This window comes from Kiloniella antarctica (assembly GCF_042682825.1).
Taxonomy (GTDB): Bacteria; Pseudomonadota; Alphaproteobacteria; order Kiloniellales; family Kiloniellaceae; genus Kiloniella; species Kiloniella antarctica.
The window spans coordinates 129750-147939 of record NZ_JBHUII010000004.1 but is presented as its reverse complement, the minus strand read 5'-3'; the positions used below and the strand labels follow the sequence as shown (position 1 = coordinate 147939).

The 18190-nt window shown below is 43.0% G+C and carries 17 protein-coding genes; 7 read left to right on the top strand and 10 right to left on the bottom strand.

What is annotated here, in order from left to right; genetic code table 11:
- Positions 1-71: 71 nt before the first annotated feature.
- The 4 genes from ACFSKO_RS07620 to rsgA form a co-directional block, all read right to left on the bottom strand.
- Positions 72-1058, bottom strand: coding sequence for a TRAP transporter substrate-binding protein (locus ACFSKO_RS07620; protein ID WP_380250115.1), 987 nt, complete (start codon positions 1056-1058; stop codon positions 72-74).
- A 116-nt stretch (positions 1059-1174) separates the two neighbouring features.
- Positions 1175-2434, bottom strand: coding sequence for an NAD(P)/FAD-dependent oxidoreductase (locus tag ACFSKO_RS07615; protein WP_380250113.1), 1260 nt, complete (start codon positions 2432-2434; stop codon positions 1175-1177).
- Positions 2435-2592: 158 nt separating this feature from the next.
- Positions 2593-3165, bottom strand: coding sequence for a peroxidase-related enzyme (locus ACFSKO_RS07610; protein WP_380250111.1), 573 nt, complete (start codon positions 3163-3165; stop codon positions 2593-2595).
- A gap of 123 nt (positions 3166-3288) precedes the next feature.
- Positions 3289-4269 carry a ribosome small subunit-dependent GTPase A gene (rsgA, locus tag ACFSKO_RS07605; RefSeq protein WP_380250109.1) on the bottom strand — a complete coding sequence of 327 codons (981 nt, stop codon included), beginning with the start codon at positions 4267-4269 and terminating at the stop codon, positions 3289-3291.
- Between the two features lie 485 nt (positions 4270-4754).
- On the opposite strand from rsgA, the gene ACFSKO_RS07600 reads away from it, so the two are divergent.
- Together ACFSKO_RS07600 and ACFSKO_RS07595 are read left to right on the top strand one after the other, a co-directional pair.
- The gene (locus tag ACFSKO_RS07600; protein WP_380250107.1) at positions 4755-5603 is read left to right on the top strand and encodes a 5'-nucleotidase, lipoprotein e(P4) family; all 849 of its coding nucleotides are present in this window, start codon (positions 4755-4757) and stop codon (positions 5601-5603) included.
- 358 nt (positions 5604-5961) lie between these two features.
- A complete protein-coding gene (locus ACFSKO_RS07595) occupies positions 5962-6552 on the top strand; it encodes a paraquat-inducible protein A (RefSeq protein ID WP_380250105.1) in 591 nt (196 codons plus the stop codon).
- Positions 6553-6652: 100 nt separating this feature from the next.
- Here the strand turns inward: ACFSKO_RS07595 and ACFSKO_RS07590 are convergent, their stop codons facing one another.
- A complete protein-coding gene (locus tag ACFSKO_RS07590; RefSeq protein WP_380250103.1) occupies positions 6653-7603 on the bottom strand; it encodes a DMT family transporter in 951 nt (316 codons plus the stop codon).
- A gap of 254 nt (positions 7604-7857) precedes the next feature.
- Between ACFSKO_RS07590 and ACFSKO_RS07585 the strand changes: the two genes are divergently transcribed.
- Together ACFSKO_RS07585 and ACFSKO_RS07580 are read left to right on the top strand one after the other, a co-directional pair.
- Positions 7858-8472, top strand: coding sequence for a beta/alpha barrel domain-containing protein (locus tag ACFSKO_RS07585; RefSeq protein ID WP_380250101.1), 615 nt, complete (start codon positions 7858-7860; stop codon positions 8470-8472).
- 55 nt (positions 8473-8527) lie between these two features.
- Positions 8528-9436, top strand: a complete 909-nt coding sequence (locus ACFSKO_RS07580) for a glycosyl hydrolase family 18 protein (RefSeq protein WP_380250099.1) — start codon at positions 8528-8530, stop codon at positions 9434-9436.
- A gap of 31 nt (positions 9437-9467) precedes the next feature.
- On the opposite strand, the gene ACFSKO_RS07575 is transcribed toward ACFSKO_RS07580, so the two are convergent.
- The gene (locus tag ACFSKO_RS07575; protein ID WP_380250097.1) at positions 9468-9821 is read right to left on the bottom strand and encodes a winged helix-turn-helix transcriptional regulator; all 354 of its coding nucleotides are present in this window, start codon (positions 9819-9821) and stop codon (positions 9468-9470) included.
- Between the two features lie 195 nt (positions 9822-10016).
- Here ACFSKO_RS07575 and gstA point away from each other — a divergent pair, with 195 nt between their 5' ends.
- The 3 genes from gstA (at position 10017) to ACFSKO_RS07560 (ending at position 12179) form a co-directional block, all read left to right on the top strand.
- Complete coding sequence (gene gstA / locus ACFSKO_RS07570; protein WP_380250095.1) at positions 10017-10643, top strand: glutathione transferase GstA; 627 nt, start codon at positions 10017-10019, stop codon at positions 10641-10643.
- A 126-nt stretch (positions 10644-10769) separates the two neighbouring features.
- Positions 10770-11153: a nuclear transport factor 2 family protein gene (locus tag ACFSKO_RS07565; protein ID WP_380250093.1), complete on the top strand. Its 384-nt coding sequence runs from the start codon at positions 10770-10772 to the stop codon at positions 11151-11153.
- 183 nt (positions 11154-11336) lie between these two features.
- Positions 11337-12179 (top strand): DODA-type extradiol aromatic ring-opening family dioxygenase, encoded by an 843-nt coding sequence (locus tag ACFSKO_RS07560; RefSeq protein ID WP_380250091.1) that lies wholly within the window; start codon positions 11337-11339, stop codon positions 12177-12179.
- 266 nt (positions 12180-12445) lie between these two features.
- Here ACFSKO_RS07560 and ACFSKO_RS07555 read toward each other — a convergent pair whose 3' ends face one another.
- The 4 genes from ACFSKO_RS07555 to ACFSKO_RS07540 form a co-directional block, all read right to left on the bottom strand.
- Complete coding sequence (locus tag ACFSKO_RS07555; protein ID WP_380250089.1) at positions 12446-13864, bottom strand: HD-GYP domain-containing protein; 1419 nt, start codon at positions 13862-13864, stop codon at positions 12446-12448.
- Between the two features lie 237 nt (positions 13865-14101).
- The gene (locus tag ACFSKO_RS07550) at positions 14102-15589 is read right to left on the bottom strand and encodes a malonyl-CoA decarboxylase (protein WP_380250087.1); all 1488 of its coding nucleotides are present in this window, start codon (positions 15587-15589) and stop codon (positions 14102-14104) included.
- 103 nt (positions 15590-15692) lie between these two features.
- Positions 15693-17198, bottom strand: coding sequence for a malonate--CoA ligase (locus ACFSKO_RS07545; protein WP_380250085.1), 1506 nt, complete (start codon positions 17196-17198; stop codon positions 15693-15695).
- Between the two features lie 81 nt (positions 17199-17279).
- The gene (locus ACFSKO_RS07540) at positions 17280-17954 is read right to left on the bottom strand and encodes a GntR family transcriptional regulator (RefSeq protein WP_380250083.1); all 675 of its coding nucleotides are present in this window, start codon (positions 17952-17954) and stop codon (positions 17280-17282) included.
- Positions 17955-18190 lie beyond the last annotated feature (236 nt).

Sequence of the window (18190 nt, the reverse complement as noted above, 5' to 3'; positions counted from 1 at the left end):
GTATACTTTGGGATAGAGACCTGCAAGCTGGTTGAGTTTACAGGTCTCTCAAATGTTCTTACTCGTTTTTATTACTGAGCTTTGTAACTAGAAAGAATTTCGTTTCCACTGTCACCAATTTTAGCTAACCACTCATCGCGCAGTTTCGCTCCGACTTTTTCGAAAGCAGCACGCATTTCTGGTGACATTGGTTTTACGGACATTCCGTTCTTTTTAAATTCTTCAAGATACCAGTCAGCTAATCTTTCTGCTTCACTCCAGCCTTTGTCTTCGGCAGTAGCAGCAGCAGTGCGGATTACATCTTGAACTTTTTTATCTAATCTATTCCAGGCTTTTTTGTTTACGATAACCATATTCCGTGGCAACCAGGCGCGAACATCATAAAAGAAGCCAACATGTTCCCAAAGCTTACGGTCATATCCTGTTGATCCTGAAGAAATCATGGATTGTGCGACACCAGTTGCAAAAGCTTGAGATAGTTCTGCGGCTTCAATCTTGGTTGGCACCATACCGAGCATATCGGCAACTTTAGATGTTGTCGCATTATAGGCTCTAAATTTAAGCCCTTTTACATCATCAGGTGTATTGGCTTCTTTGATAGAATAAAAACCTTGTGGTGGCCAAGGTGCAGAGTAAAGAAAAACCAGGCCAGCTTCGTCGAGTTTTTTAATTAAAGCAGGTTTGGAGGCTTCGTATAGTTTATGAGCATCACCAAATGATGTTGCTAAAAAGGGAACGGAATCAATTTCATACAGTGGATCGTCGTTGCTTAGTGCTGATATCAGGCGCTCACCGATCGGTGTTAAACCACGACGAACGGCACCAAAAATTTCAGAGCCTCCAAATAAAGATCCGCCAGGATGTGTAACGATCTCTAAATCGCCAGAAGTCTTCGTTGTAACTTCTGCAGCAAATTCAGTGGCAATTTTTGAGTGATAATTTGTGGCAGAATAGGCCAGAGCCATATCCCATTTTTCTGCCGCGATTACAATCTGTGCAGATAGCAGAAGACTTGCTGATAAAGTCGCGACCCCAATAGTTTTACGAAGTATATTCATGTTGTTACTCCCTGTTTTGATATTACGTTTTTATTTGTACTTGGTCGTTTTGAATGGTTGATAGGTATAGAGGGCTTTTCTCTTGGTATTGTTTTGTTGCATGGATTTTTGAAATATCATGTGATGAACCTTTCTGCTCGAAAAGGTTCTGCATTTATTGGGGAGGCTTCCTCTGAAATCAGAGATCCCAAAATAGATGCGGTTCCAGGTCCTGTACTAAACCCAATATGTTGATGTCCGATTGCAAGCCAAAGACCATTGTGCCGTGGTGCCTGCCCAATTATTGGTCTGCAATCTGGTAAAGTTGGGCGACTGCCGAGCCATGGTTCAGAGTCCATCGGCTTGTTTAATGGGAAAGCATCTCTTGCTCCGGCTTCTGCTGCAGCTAATTGGCTATAATTAGGGGAGGAATTTTGTTGGGCGAGTTCTACTCCGGTGGTTAGTCTAACCCCATTAGACATCGGTGCGAGAACATACCCGCCATCAATGTCATATACAGGGCGATTTAATTTCCGTTCTTTGTCGTGGCTAAAATTCATGTGATAGCCACGCTCAAAGACAAGAGGAACTCGATATCCAAATTTCTTGAGAAATGTTTTTGCCCAAGGCCCAAGGGCAACAACGACTTGGTCAACAATAATTGTATTTTTGCTATGGGTTGTTTTATCTAGGGTTAATTTGTAACCATCCCCAGATTTTTCGAGGTTTTGTATTTTTGCCTTTGTCAGAATTCCTCCATGCGATGTAAAATATGCTGCATAGGCTTTGACGAGATCACCAGGATTTTGAAAACTCATGGTGTCTTGTATCCAAAGGCCTTTCGCAAAAATTGGGGCAAGATCCGGTTCTAAGTTACTGATTTGATCGCTGTTTAGCTCTTTGGTCGCGACGTTAAACTTGTCAAACGTGTTTCTTATGAGCTTGGATTTATCAAAAGTAGCTTTTTGCCGATATAAGTGGAGCCACCCTTTACGATTTAATTTGTCCGCAATACCTAATATTGAAGCCATCTCTTCGTGTTTACGTGTTGATAACTGAATGAGATCATCAAGGGCTTGGGTCGTATAGTTAAAGTCTTTCAGATTTGCACGTTTTAGAAAACCTGCTGTCCAATTCATATTTGCCGCGACAAAAGTGGGATCATATCGAAATGAAGTTGATTTGTTTCCCATTAACTTTGGAAGTGATTTCCAAAGACCAGGATGGTTAAAAGGAATAATCGAACTACGTGCGATAACACCAGCATTCCCATAAGAGGTTTCTTCTCCGGGGGCATTTTTATCGATTAAGGTCACATCGTACCCACGTCGCTGTAACTCAACGGCGCAACAAACCCCAATAATACCAGCCCCGAGTACCGCAATCTTCCCTGACATCAATTCCTGTCTCCCATGGTTAAACATAGACGAAGAATGAAGCCGAGATAAACGACCAGAGTGTCGGGTAACTTAGGAAAATCCAGCAAATTGCCGGATGGATATGATTTCATCACTCATTTGATGATTTAAGAGGGGAATCAGTTGAGACAAATATTCTAAAGACGGCCCATTGCATAAAATTCGTCATTTGGACGCATTGAGGTGACGTTGGCCATGCGATTACTCAGTCCGAAAAAGGCCGTAATTGCGGCAATGTCCCAAATATCTTCGTCTGTAAAACCGTGATTTCTTAAGGTCTCGAAATCTTCATCAGATGTCGATTGAGCGTTGTTGGATACTTTCAGTGCGAAATCTAGCATCGCTTTTTGTTTATCTGTAATATCTGCTTTTCGGTAATTCACTGCCACTTGATCCGCAATCAGGGAGTTTTTAGCGCGGATCCTTAATACGGCCCCGTGCGCAATCACACAATAGAGACAGCCATTATCATTAGATGTTGTAACAATGATCATCTCAATCTCTGCCTGACTCAGATTACTTTCTTTTGTCATCAAAGCATCATGATACGCAAAAAAGGCCCTGAATTCAGCTGGGCGATGAGCCAATGTCAAGAAGACGTTGGGGATGAATCCGGCTTTTTCTTGTACGGTAAGAATTTGTTGCCTGATATCATCAGGGAGATCTTTAAGCTCTGGAACGGGATAACGGCTGATGGGAAAAGAAGACATTTTGGCAACCTTGGATTTTTTAAATACAGGTGAGTAGTGATTTTTAAAAGCTATTAAGTCAGAGTATTCAAAAGTAATCAACGCGACGACTGTACTTTATTCGTTGGACTTGATAGACAGATTTTATGCTTTTGGTTTTCCTTTAAGCCGTTTTATGTCTTGTTTTATGGCTTTTGAAATACGCTTTTTCTTCTGCCAAGTGGGGGGGAGAGCATCCGGCGTTTCAGAGAGCTTATTGCTGTCTTGGTAAAGTTTTTCCCACCGTTGATATCTTGACTGATCGAGGCTTTGGTCTGAGAGCGCAGCTTTGAGAGCACAACCAGGTTCACTCTTGTGGGTACAGTCTTGAAAGTGACATTTCTCTGTGAGTTCGGTTATTTCAGGAAAGAGGCGATTGATACCTTCTGCGGCATTGTACAGGTGTAGCACCCGTATGCCTGGAGTATCGACCAGCCATCCGCCGGCGTTTGTTTGATGAAGAGATCGCGCCGTCGTTGTATGTCGGCCTTGCGCGTCGCTTTCGCGTATTCCTCCTGTTGCAGTATCCAGTTCGCATAAGGTATTTAGCAACGTAGATTTCCCAACTCCGGATGAGCCAACCATAGCAACGCTTTGCCCCGGTTGGCACCACCTTTCCAGTCGCTTAATCTGAATAAGGTCGTGTGCATCAACGGCCTCAACAATTAAATCTGGAGATAGTTCTTTTACCTGTTTGACCCAAGAAGAGGGGCTTTCCACCTTATCTGCTTTGGTTAAAATAACCACTGGTGTAATTCCTGATTCACATGCCATTGCAAGAAATTGATCGATCCACCCGACCTTAAAATCAGCATTACAGGAACTCACTATGAAAAGGGTATCTATATTTGCGGCAATAAGTTGAGGTTGATTGCCTGTACGTGGACTTTGTCGCTGGAGAACACTTTTCCGGTTCAAGGACTTTAGGATATTACCGGTTATTAAATCAGTGAGGACCCAATCACCAACCGCAAATCCAGCCGTACTTTGGTCTTTAAGTGGGACGAGTACATGACTATCAGTTTGCCCGCGTGCGTGAAGCCTGATGCGATGTACATTGGTTATTCGCAAAGCGGCCAGTGTCAACGCTTGTTGTTGTTCTATTTCATCTGCATTGAGTTGAGATTGAAAAAAATCTGACCATCCCAGGTCTTCAAGATTGAGTGTATGCGCGGGGGTTGGTTTATGAATTGTCTATCACCTTAAAGTTTGTGTCATAAAATTTGTACCAGAATACTTAACCAGAATTACTCCATAAGCAGTACTTCATCCAAAGTGTGCTCAAATTGACCAACTGAAATAGAGCCGATAATACACTCGTAATTACTTAATATGATTTTTGACTGCTATAAAAGACATCAGGTGATTTATGGCAATGGAAAAAGGTATACCTTTTTGAAGGCAACAAGGAGAAAATCGTTTTTTAAAGAGGTGTAATTGATGAAAGGCGCAAGCGGATCGTCCTTTCTGCAAGTGAGAAAAGAACACATTACTTGACGGTTTATTCAAAAAATAAATAGAGTGGCTATATTCAATCATATTTAAAAATAAAAAATAACAGGGAAATGATCATGTTACGCACACTAAAGCTGACTGCTTTTACTGTCCTCGTGGGAGGAACGTTAGCAGGTTGTATTTCTACCCCCCAAAACGATCTTTTGAATGCGACGCTCTGGACCCAAAAGTCGGTTGAGTTTAAAGCCAACAGCATGGCCATGTATGAGTTGGCCAAAATTAAACTTGATGAATCTCTGGTCGATAAAAACTGGACCGGCGCGCCTGACGAGCAGGGCGAAAATTACAGTGGAAAGCCACCAGCAGTTATGCTGGATGTTGATGAAACGGTTCTTGATAACTCCGCATATGAAGCTTGGCTTGTGGCGAATAATGAAAGTTATAGCTCAAAAACGTGGGTACCATTTGTGCGTTCTGAAACATCCACACCTGTCGCTGGTTCTCTTGATTTTATCAAGTATGCAGAATCAAAAGGCGTGAAGGTGTTTTATGTTTCCAATCGCAAAGGACCACAAGAAGAAGCGACCAGAAATAATTTAAAAACTTTGGGCTATCCGATTGATACATCTGAGGATACGGTCCTTCTTCGTAAAGAAAAAGAAGCATGGAACTCTTCAAAAAAATCTCCTCGTCGCGCTCACATTACCGAAAACTACCGTTTGGTCATGGTTGTTGGCGATAACTTCAGCGATTTCGTTGATGATTACAAAGGAAGCATTGATGAGCGGAAGGCTGTGCTCGATAAATACGATGACATGTGGGGCAGTAAGTGGATCATGATTTCTAATCCTATGTATGGATCTTGGGAGTCAGCGGCTTTTGGTCATAACTGGGGCTTGACGTCTGCAGAACGTCGCAAGCTTAAGCATCAGTCTTTGGATGTTTGGGTGCCTACTGAAGAATAATTGAAGTTTAAATGTCTGACTTATCAGATTAAAATTATATAAGGGGGGGCTTTTATGGCCTCCCTTTTTTGTGTAAAAAGATTTGAATTAACCCCAGAAAGATAGCGATCTGTTTGGCAAATTAAATTTGGAATTCCATAATTTAGATATATTTTGTTAATAGTGATTGAACCAGAGAGGGTAAGCCCTTAGATATGATGCTGGTTAAAAAAACTAGGAATTCACTTTTTATGCTGTTTACGTTGATTCTCTCTATTTTTCGCCGTTTCTCAAACATCTTCGAGCCGGCACCTGTTCTTGAGCCTATTCGTATTAAACAGAGAGATCGTAAATTTTTAGGCAAGAACAGGGATCATCGGTGAAATCTTTCGACATTCTGAAACAGGCTAAAAGATATTGGTCTTCAGAGCACGAAAGTCTCAAGTGGTGGCATCTCCTTTTTACCCTTAAACGCGCAGAACATTCGCTTGCGCGAAGGGCTACTGGTTTATCGAAACTTATCCCCTTATTGTTACTCGGCGCAGTTATTAGCCTGATTGCCGGGTTGACGATCCCCATCCTCAAAGTTGAGAAATTTTTTCTTTTTGAAGACCTGATATCAATCGTTGGTGCGATTGAGCAGTTGGCACGAAGTGGCGAATATCTTCTCTCCTTTGTTATTCTCTTGTTTTCAGTGGTTTTCCCAACCATGAAAATTATGGTGGCGGATTATGTTTGGCGGGCAAGAAGTGTCGAACACAAATCCGTGCAAAGGGCCGTAAAATTGATTGATTTGCTGGGGAAATGGAGCATGCTTGATGTCTTTATTGTCGGCATGATTGTCATCTCTGCCAAGTCTTCAGGGATGGCAAACGCAACATCTCAGCCCGGCATGTATTATTTTGGTGCTTCTGTGATTTGTTCCATGTTTGGGGTTGTTCTTTTAAAGCGTGCCATAGAGAAATCTTAGATAGAGAAATCTTAGATAGAGAAATCTCAAATATAAAATCTGAGACATATATTGCTTTGCTTTTCTTAAACTTGATTGGAGATTAAGCATCTCGAACAAGTTAGTGGTCTCTTTCAAGTTCGTCGTCGGGACTCTCCAAAGATTTTTTAGCTTTCCTTTTCCACAAGCGACCATCAATCGCGGACAGGCCCAAAGCGATAATAATCATGCCTACAATATGTGATGTCTCAAGGTTTTCCCCTAAGAAAACAGAGCCAAGTAGAATGGCAGAAATTGGAACAAGCAAGGTCACAAGTAATAGGTTTGTAGCGCCCGCTTTTTCAAGAATTTTGAAATATAGTATATAGGCTATAGCTGTGGAGAAAATGGCGAGGGCAGCAAGGGATAGCCAAGTTTGGTGCATGATATCAGATATGGAGGGAGTACCCTCAACAATGTATGTAAGTGGGATTAGAATGATTGTTGCACCACTTACTTGGCCTGCGGCGGTGACAATGGGGTTTATATTCATTGTTTTAAATTTACGGCCATAAACGCCAGCAAAGGCATAGGCAATAGCCGCGGCTAATATGGCAATCTGTGCCAGCGTGTCACTGCTCACAGTAGGGGCCCCGAACATCAAGACCACACCTAAAAATCCAAGAATAACACCGAAAATTTTTAAAGGTGTTGCTCTTTCATCGGGTAAAAAAAGTGTGGCAACAATGACCCCAAAAAATGGAGTTGTCGCATTGAGGATCGATGCCAATCCTGAGGCGATAAAGGTTTGTCCCCACACGATCAGGGTAAAGGGGATAACATTGTTGAGAACACCCATAAAAAGGAAGGCTTTCCATGCTATGCCTATCGGGGGAAGAGGGATGCGCATAACCCCTATGACAACCCAAAGGGTAATGGCAGCGAGTCCAACACGAAAAGTAACAATAGTCAGGGGCTCCAATTCGGACACAGCGATACCAACAAAGAAAAATGAACCGCCCCAAAGAATGGATAAAACGACGAGCATCAACCATTCGCGGGTGCCCATTGAGCTGTTGATTGATGGGGTCATGATAGATAAACGTCCACTATAAATTTCTAATACCCTGATAACAGGAGGATAGTAGGGGGTGAAGTTTCTTCAGGCTATCCGTTTCTTGCTTTTTAAAGGATCGCTTTGTTTTTGATGAAATGAGTTACCACAGATGAACTTATGGATTGTCAGGTGTGTTAACGAAGATCGCATAAATTGTAATCTATACTGTTTTGAAGGGGTATTATCCTTCTCCACTCATAAAATTTATTCCTAGGGCTGGGCTTTGTTCTATGAAACGCCGAAATCTTGTCGTTACACTAAATGTTACTGAAAAATCTGAGGCCATTGAGGTCGCAGAATTATTGATGGAAGCAGGAATTTCAAGAATAGAAATTCCGTTGAATTCTCCCAATCCCTATAAAATCATTTCTGCGATTACTCAAACGTTGGGCGGGAAAGCTATTATTGGTGCTGGAATGGCGTTAAAACGTCTTGAAGTGGATGGTGTGAAGGTTTTAGGGGGAAAATTTATTTCCTCCCCGAACTGTAATCCTCAGATAATATCGCTCACTAAAGAACTGGGATTATTGTCCTGGCCCGGTGTTGTGACGCCAAGTGAGTGCTTTTCAGCCTTGGCCGCTGGCGCAGATGGTCTTAATGTTACTCCTGCCTCTATGGCAGGCATTAATGGGTTTAAGGCATTACATACACTTCTCCCGGTTGATACGCCGCTTTATGCTGTTGGCGGGGTGAAATTAACGGAGTTAAAAAAATATGTTCAGGCCGGATGTTCTGGTTTTGGTTTAGGGGCAGAAGTTTATGTGCCGGGATGGCGACTAGCCAAAGTGGCGGATAAAGCCGCTGCCGCAGTAGATGCGCACGACTTGGCTTTTCCTGGATTTTGATTTGAAAAAAATTGCTATTTTTATTACTGTTTTAACTTGGCTGAGTACTATTTTTATGAGCGCAACCACGTTTGCGCAGACGCGGTTTATTATCTATTACAATAGCGAAGCCACACCATTATCCGAAGCTGTCGAAAGTGAATACAGCCACGTGATTGTTTCCTTTCTAGGGGCGCGGATTAATGCCTCTGGCCAGATTGCTTTAATATTACCCAGAAATATGGAAGAACAATGGAGTTCTGTGCCTCTTTTACAGGCGAAAGGTAAGAAGGTCCTGATTTCCTTTGGTGGAGGTTTGGCCAAAACAAAAGACTATCAGGTTCTCGTTGGTCGGGAAGGTGAATTAGCCGGGCTGATTTCTGAATTTGTCCGTACGCGAAAGCTGGACGGGGTTGATATTGATTTTGAAGCCAGCCCTATGTTGCATATAGAAAGACCAGCTGATGTTGCTGATGGCAAAGCTTTTCTTGTCACCTTGACCAAGGCCTTGCGTAAACAGTTACCTGTTGGAAAGTATAGTTTAAGCCATGCGCCACAATCGCCATATCTGAATACAGATTGGCATGGGGGGCCTTATTTGGATGTTTTAAAAGAGGCGGGAGATGAGATTGATTGGATTACTGTGCAGTACTACAACAATCCAGGCCAAGACGGACCAATTAAAGACAAGGTGGTGGGAAAAGTTACTGATCCTTACAAAACATCCTATAGAGGGTTGGTTGCAATGGGAAATGTTTTGGCCTGGCCGCCTGAAAAGCTTGTTATCGGAAAACCGGTGTACAAGGCAGACGCTTTTAGTGGTCATGTAGCCCCGGAAATTATGATCCAAGATATTATCAGGCCATTGGTGGACCAATATGGTGATCAGTTTGGGGGCATTGCGGGATGGCAATACTCAATCCACACTGAGGACCATCGGCAATGGAATGATAATTTGGGTAAGGCGCTTTATCAAATTAAGTAGTTCTGGAGGTGGAGAAACAATAATCCGCTTTTTAAGTTTTCCCGTTCCAAATTTTTACCTTATGACCGACCTCAACGATGGCATTAATTGCGGGGATCAACTCTCTGCCCAATTCCGTTAGGTTATATTCAACCGAAGGCGGGGAAGTTGGCAGAACTTTGCGATGAATTATCCGCTTTGCTTCCAGTTCCTTGAGGCGGGTGGTAAGCATTTTTGCAGAGATACCTGTTAAATCATGTTTTAGTTCGCTAAAACGCCTTGGCCCGCCAGAGAGAAACCAGATTAAATTTGTGGTCCAGGCGCCACCTAGTATTGCCATGCATTCACTCAGAGGGCAGTTGTAAGGGACGTCACCGCTTTGGTTTTTTCTGACTTTTAGGGCCATAACAATGGTTTTCCTGTTTCTTTATAAATATCATATAAACTATTAATTACTGTATATCAATGGGTTACCAAATAGAAACTCAGTTACTACATAGTAACTTTATAATTAAGTAACATATATAAACATGGTTTACAAAAGTAACTTAGAATCTTACCTCTGTTATCATCAACAACGAAACTAAAGAGGTCTTTTCTCATGTCTAATTCTGTAAAGCTTTATTACAAAGCCGGCGCCTGTTCCCTTGCTTCTCACATTGTCCTTCGAGAGTTGGGTATGAACTTTGAAATCGAACCGGTTGATACAGATACACAAATAACCGCGAGCGGTGAAGATTTCTCCAAAATTAACCCGGATGGTTATGTTCCCGCTTTGAAATTAGCGAGTGGCGAGATTTTGACTGAGGGGGCCGCTATTCTTCAGTACCTTGCAGATCAAAAACCTGAATTAAGTTTGGCTCCGGCTGGTGGATCCATCGAACGGGCACGCTTGCAAGAGCATCTCAATTTTATTTCATCTGAGCTCCACAAAGCCTTCACTCCTTTCTTTAAAGGACAGGCCGAAGGTGATGCCCGTCCGGCAGTAGACGAAAATGTAGCCAAGAAATTAGCTCACTTTGAAAAAATTCTGTCTGATGGTCGCGATTATCTTTTGGGAGATACCTTTAGTGTGGCAGATGCGTATCTCTTTGTCGTGACAAACTGGTCCAATTTTGTTGGTGTGAGCCTGGAGAAAGTTCCAAATCTCGCGGCATTTGTTAGTCGTGTTGCTGCGCGTGAAAAAACACAAGCGGCCCTTGGTGCCGAAGGTTTGCTCAACGCTTAACGTTCATGGCACCTGTCGTATCCCTTTATATGATACAATAACTTAAAGGTTTGTAACGGGTGCCAACTTTAAACAGTAATTTCTGTTTTTTCATCGTCTTACGCTCTCTTAAAAAGGAACCACAAAATGTCATCAATCTATCAAGCCGTTGAAAAAGTAATTGCTTTGTATTTTGACGGACTTTATCACAGTGATGTCAGCCTGCTTGAGAAAGTGTTTCACCCCAAAGCACATTATGTATGCGCAACTGAAGATCCTCTGATGTACTTAACGATGGAGGAATACTTTCCGATTGTTGCACGCAGGCAATCCCCAGCCAGCCGCAAAGAAAAACGTCAGGACAAAATTGTATCGATCTCTTTTGCTGGTACAACGACTGCTTTTGTTACTTTGAATTGTGCGATTGGCGAAAAGTTCTTCACGGACTTTCTTTCTCTAATCTTTGTAGATGGACGCTGGCAGATAATATCTAAAGTATTTCACTTCGATATTAAGGACCCTGTCGTATAATCGGATGGAATTCGACCAGCCTAAGAATAAAGAACAGGCATGTGTATGAAATGAATATCTAAGTCTGACCTATGGAACAAAAAGCGCAGGCTATGAAAAGAGTACAAGCTCTAAGCACCTTTTCTAATGCAAGTACTTAATTCGCAACAAATTTTGGTTCGTTTGATAACACAGGAGATATCAATGACTGCAAGTCACAGAGCATCGTATCCCAGTCTTTTTGTGTCACATGGCGCGCCAACTCTCGCCTTGGAAGATTGCGCTGTTACTCAGTATTTAAATCGTCTGGGGGCTGATCTGGGGCCACCAAAAGGGATTTTGATGGTATCAGCACACTTTAATCAAAGTCAGCCCATAATCGCATCCAGCGAAATACTTGGTACGATCCATGATTTTAGTGGGTTTCCGGCTGACCTTTATGATGTCCAATATCCGGCAAAAGGAGAGCCTGAACTTGCTTTGAAGGTAAGAGATCTCTTGGTCGAAGCTGGCTTTTCTCCAACTTTGGATGATAAGCGGGGAATGGATCATGGGTGTTGGGTGCCGCTTGTCCATATGTATCCCAAAGCTGATGTGCCTATTGTACAGCTTTCTATTTCCATGGAGCAAAGCCCCCAGTGGCATTTTGAGTTAGGGCAAGCATTATCTGGTCTCAGAGAAGAGGGGGTACTTATTATTGGTTCAGGTAGCGCCTCTCATAATTTACATGAAATTATGATGGGGGGGCGCGATGAAGACGAACCAATCGTGCCCTGGGTGCGCGATTTTACGGAGTGGGTGACTGAAAAAATTGAAACGGGCGATTACCGCGCTGTGCTATCTGCAATTTCGGATGCGCCAGAGGGAAAAAGAAATCACCCAACTATGGATCATATCCATCCCCTGTTTTTTGCACTGGGGGCTGGAAGTTTTGGTCAAGTTGATGCCACGCGTGGCAAACGCCTTCATGCGAGTACGACCTATGGTGTTTTGGCTATGGATATCTACGCTTTTGGTAGCAGTGAGCAAATATCTTCTGACGTGTAAATTTTTCAAATTTTAAATGACGGAAAAAAAGTGGGAGTGAGATAAGAAGGTATCTTATCGTTTCTCCCTCCCTCCCTCAGGCTGGGGAGGCTGGATATTCTGTCATGTGGACTTGCGCCATACAGCCGGAGTATGTGAGTGCTGATTGTTTTTAGGAAAATGTTCTTTGGGCCAGAAAGACTTATTTGAATGATTGAATTTATATTACGTATAACATTAATAATTATATGTAATCATTTGTAATATAATAAAAAAATACAAAACGGTTAGATAGTCTCTTTTTGCATGATTTGAGTTAGGGTATCTTGTAGAGAAGAGTTGATTGTTGATATTTCCTGTAACACATCTTTGAGTGCCTTGTAGCACTGGGAATCAATTGCGGTATCCACCATATCATCCATTATTGAAATTGCCTTTTCCATCGGCATGGCAGCACGATAAGGGCGATCGGCTGTAAGGGCATCGAAGATGTCTGCAACCGTTACGATCCTGATGTCCATATCTATCTCGTTGTCGGTAAGGCCATAAGGATACCCCTTTCCATCCAAGCGTTCATGATGTCCGCCAGCAATAGGAGAAATATCTGAAAAAGCAGAAATATTTTTAAGTATATTTACTGAATAAACCGGGTGCATCTTAATCATTGCAAATTCTTCATCAGTTAACTTTCCGGGCTTATCAAGAATACTGTTGCTGATACCAAGTTTACCAATGTCGTGAAGGAGTGCTGCGCGTTTGAGCCAACGCCTCTTGGATTCAGATAATCCCATTTTTTGTGCAATCAAATCACTGTATCCCATAACCCTCTCGCTATGCCCATTGGTAAAGGGGCTTTTGGCATCGATGACCTTTGCAAAGGCAGCAGCAATATTGTCAAGATAATCTTCATCCACTGTTACATCATGTTTGGGTAAGACAAGATTGTGGATTGAGTTTTGTAAATCCTCATTGTTAAGTTCTTCCCAAAATTCAGGCCGCAGAGCAACACGTTCAAATGCGGACACCATTTCAGGTTCAAACCAGCTGCCTGATCTTGATCTTACTTCCCCAAGGGCTGCGTCCTGGCCTTCAGAGGTCAGGAAAACGTCAATGACTTGAGATAGTAAGGCGATACGGGCAAAAACCGGGATATTGTTGCCAGATACTGCTGAGGGTAATCCTTTCCCGTCCCAACGTTCATCAAGGTTTAAAATGCCGTCGGCGACTTTTTCAGAAAACCGCATTTTAAGAGCGATCTCGGCTCCGCGGTGGCAACGTGTCTCGATAAGTTCACGAGCAATCTCCCCGCCATCTTGGAGTATCTTTATAATCGCTTGAAAACGCTCACTTAGGCTCGCTTGCAATCCTGTGTGAGAGAGTACAAATCGTAAAGCCTGTGGCAGGCTGCCATTAATACGTTTAAAGTCATGCTTAAACTTTTGATCATCGGTAAGGTATAGTTGGCAAATACGTGCGGCATTACTGCTACACCCCAGATCTTTCAATAAAATCATGTAATAAAGTTCTGAGAGATCTTCTTCACTCATTCCAATTTCCTGACCGATATGAATACCAATCCAGCAACTTCGAACACAGTGACCAATTGGTTGCCCCTCAGTCATATCCAAGGCGGTACTTATTGCGCTGACAAGTTCAGATAAATGAACGGTTTCAGTGTTCAGGAAATTTGGTTTGAGTGAGCCCATATTTTGATGATCCATCTTCTAGTATCAGGGTATCAATCAAACACAGAGAAATTAAGGTTGTGTTTAAATTCTTTCACATAGGTAAAAACGAGCCGTTGTTAAAATGGCGACTATAAAGCTGTTGAGAAGCTTCTCAACAGCTTTATAGTAATGAAAACATGATAGTAATGAAAACATATAATGTGGTATGTTAATATATATTCATAGTATGTTGATATCTATATTGTTTTTGTCAAATTAGCCAGAAAGTGTTTTTCGCAATTTTTGTAAAGGATTGGTATTTGTGAAGGGGTTTCTCTTGAGGTATGGAATGTTTAATTGTTTTAAATAAGCCCTGACCTGTGTGCTCATTGCGACAATTCCTTCGTTGATAAACAGTTCGTGATTTTTCTCAATTTTGGCGAGGTCATATTTGTAATTGACCATGATGCCGACTGCTTGAGAAATACCTTTGTCAGAAACGTCGCCCATCCAATTGATTTGGTTTAGCTCTGCTCCATTTTTGAGGTGAAAGCGGGCGACTGGATCAAGAGCGCGGCCTTTGGGATCTTTTTCGAGGAAGTAAGCAGCATTGAGTCTGAGAAGTGGACCGCGGAGAAGATCCGTTTTTTCAAAATTCTCGAACCATTTTTCTTGGTCGATGAGATTGAATATTGCGCTCTTTATGGCTTTTTGTTTTGTTGCCTTTTGTAAGGACTTCAATTCATCGCGGGTAACTGCTTCTTCGAACACGGCATCATCAAGGCTCTCCAACCAACGCTTAAAGCCCGGAACGGGAGAAAGCGTCGAAAAGCTTTTTATCTGTGGCAGTTCTCTGCTCAGATGCGGAACAACCTTCTTGATCAAGTGTTCACCAAAACTAATCCCTCGCAAGCCGGTTTGCGTATTGGTGATGGAATAGAATATGGCGGTATCGGCATTTTGGGGATCACCAAGAGGCGCTGCTACATCCAGTATATGTTGCACGTTATCAGCTAGACCTTTGACAAGGGCAACTTCAACAAAAGCCAAGGGCTCATTGGGCATACGGGGGTGGAAAAGGGCGTAACAACGTCTATCGGAATCTAGTCGATTTTTGAGATCTTGCCAAGATGTGATCTGGTGGACCGCTTCGTAAGTTATCAGTTTTTCTAAAAGTGCCGCAGGCGTGCGCCATGTCATTTCGACAAAGTCAAGGAACCCGATATCAAACCATGAGCTTAAGAGTTGCTGTAAGTCGCTATCAAGAGCTTGTAGGTAGGGATCTTTGCCTTTAAAAGTCAGTAAGTCGGTTCGCATGTCGACTAGGAATTTTACGCCATTGGGGAGGGCGTTGAACTGGGTGAGGAGCTTAAGCCGCTCTGGCGCTGAAGATTGCCGTAAGTTGTTTGCCGCGATAGTGCGTTGGGCATCTGTCGTTGCAGAGAGATAGTTTTCTGCAGATTGGCGCAATTTGTTTTCGTCTGGTGCGAAGTCAGCAGCCAGACAGGTCAGGAAACCTTCACGTCCTTGCTTGTCGAGTTCCAGATAAATACGTCCAAGGTCCGCAGTACGCATTCTTTGTGATACTTCTCCGCCGGGACCGTTGATGCACCCTTCCATGAGCTGCTTTAGCGTAGTGAGAGAAGGATCTGAAGGCGTTAATATTCCCAAGCCAAGAGTACGGGCTGCACTTTGTGCAATATCCCGCCAGGTTCCTGATATTTGAGATAAAGATGGTCCGGTTGGCAGGGATGTTTCAGCCATTGAGAGCGCTCCTAAAGAAATAGGATGAAATTACTGTTTAATTCGGATGATCGACGCACATAGAACGTTGTTACTTATGTGAGGTTTGATGTTTTATTATCCGTTATCTTTTAAAGAGATGGTCGTACTGTTTTCTCAAAATGTTCTTTTGAACTTTGCCCATTGTATTTCTTGGCAGTTCCTCAATGAAGATTACGGCTTTAGGTTGTTTGAAGCGGGCGAGTTGCTCGGTTAGGCCGGATTTAATATCATCTTCGTGGAGAACTTTGCTGCCATCTTGAATAATGATGGCGACAACGGCCTCACCAAAATCAGGGTGGTGAGTGCCAATCACGGCGGACTCTTTAACACCTTCAATATCATCAATGATGAGTTCAATTTCCTTGGGGTAAATATTGTAACCGCCACTGATGATCAGATCTTTTGCACGGCCGACAATGGCAATCCGGTTATCTTCGGAAATGGTCGCAATATCTCCGGTTATGAAGAAACCATCATCAGTAAATTCTTCAGCTGTTTTCTCAGGCATATTCCAGTAGCCTTTGAAAACATTAGGACCTTTTATTTCAAGAACACCTGCGGCGCCCTTTTTTGTCCCTCGTGATAGTCGGGCATTAACACCTGGTAGCGGGTAGCCGACAGTGCCAGCAATACGGTCGCCATGTAGAGGGTTTGAGGTGATCATACCTGCTTCGGTCATACCATATCGTTCTAGAATTGGCATGCCTGTTCGCTCAACAAATTGGGTAAAGGTGTCTTCGAGCAGGGGTGCGGACCCGGAAATAAAAACCCGCATATTCTTACAGATCTCAGAACCAAAGTTTTCTTGATCTAGTAGGCGGGTATAAAATGTTGGTACCCCCATCATCACGGTGCTTTTGGGTAAGAGATCCAGGGCGACCTGAATATCGAATTTTGGTAAAAACCACATGGCGGAACCGTTCATCAACACACAGTGGATTGCGACAAAGAGGCCGTGGACGTGGAATATGGGTAGGGCGTGTAAAAGAACGTCGCCCTTTTCCCAGCCCCAGTATTCATGAAGTACCTGGGCATTACTTGCCAGATTATCATGCGTGAGCATTGCGCCTTTGGATCGCCCTGTGGTCCCAGAAGTATAGAGAAAAGCTGCTATGGCATCACCAGGGACATCTGCAATCACATCGACAGGTGATGCGGCGTCGTAAGATTCTATAAGAGTTCCCGATGCGTCTGTGCTCAGGGTAAGGAGGTGGGTGACAAAATTTTTGACCGCAATGGGGGTTAATTTGTCCAAGTTTTCTGGGCTGCAAACCGCAATATGTGGTTTGGCATCTCCAAGGAAATAGTCCAATTCATCTGCTGTATAGGCGGTGTTGAGGGGGAGGTAGATTGCGCCGACACGTAAACAGGCCAAATATAATACGACAGCCTCAACAGTTTTTTCGACTTGTACTGCAACTCGATCCCCTGGTTTTGTACCTAGGGATATCAGTGCACCAGCCATTTTTGATGTCTGGTTTTCCAGTTGACCGTAGCTTAAATTCTTCCCATCAGGAGACATGATAAAGGGTTGGGACAAGTCTGTGGGAAACCGGGATTGAAAAAGAGCGTAAACGTTTTTAGACATAACCAAGTCCAACTCATAGAGTGAAGGTGAAAATCTGGGGTTCAGCCGGGAAGGCTTTGGGTTTTTTGGATCAGAAGACTGTCATGCGGTCTGGTCTATAAGATCCATAGGTAAGCTGGCGAGAAAATCATTGAATGATCCTCTTTGTACCGTGACGTGGGCGCTTAGGAGCTGTTCTGCCAAGGCTTTGTTACCGCTTGTGATCGCTTCGGTTATTTCGCTGTGTTCGTTAAAAGAGCTGGTCAGGCGATTACTCTGACGTAATTGCAGACGACGATAGGGGGTGAGGCGATTGCGAAGGTTTTTCGTTTGTTCACTGAGGAATTCGTTGTGGCTACCTTTGTAAATGGCTTCATGAAAGGCAACGTTGGCGCGGTAATAACCATCATAATCGCGCTCTTTTACCATAACTTCTGAGGCTTTATGTAACTCTTTCAGGGTTGCACGTTCATCATCTGACATACGGTCCGCAGCCAGTCGTCCACATGCGCCTTCTAATTCTGCCATAACTTCGAACATATCCACCAGTTCTCGCAGGCTCATTTTTTTGACAAAAGCTCCGCGACGCGGGCGGATTTCAACCAGCTGCATCATGCTGAGTTGTTGTAGTGCTTCACGTACAGGCGTTCTGGAAACACCGAACCGTTCGGTCAGTGCTACTTCATCCAGACGGGTACCTGGTGTAAGTTCGCCAAGCAGAATTTCATGTTCAAGCTGTCTTCTCAAATCCCTTGAGGACATGTTTGGTGATGGCATCTTTGGCAAACTCTTGGCTCCCACCTTTTGTTCTTAAACTGGGTAACTAAATACTTTTTACGGACTTCTTTTTACGGACTGCTTTTAAAAAGTTTTATCTCTTAAATCATTCGAGATTGAAATCTATAATACATATTGTAATGTATATTTAAAGGTAATTCTTGTATACAAAAATGATTGACTTGTATTTACGTGTACGCTTATTGTGTTTTTATATAAGAAAGAGATCCTATACA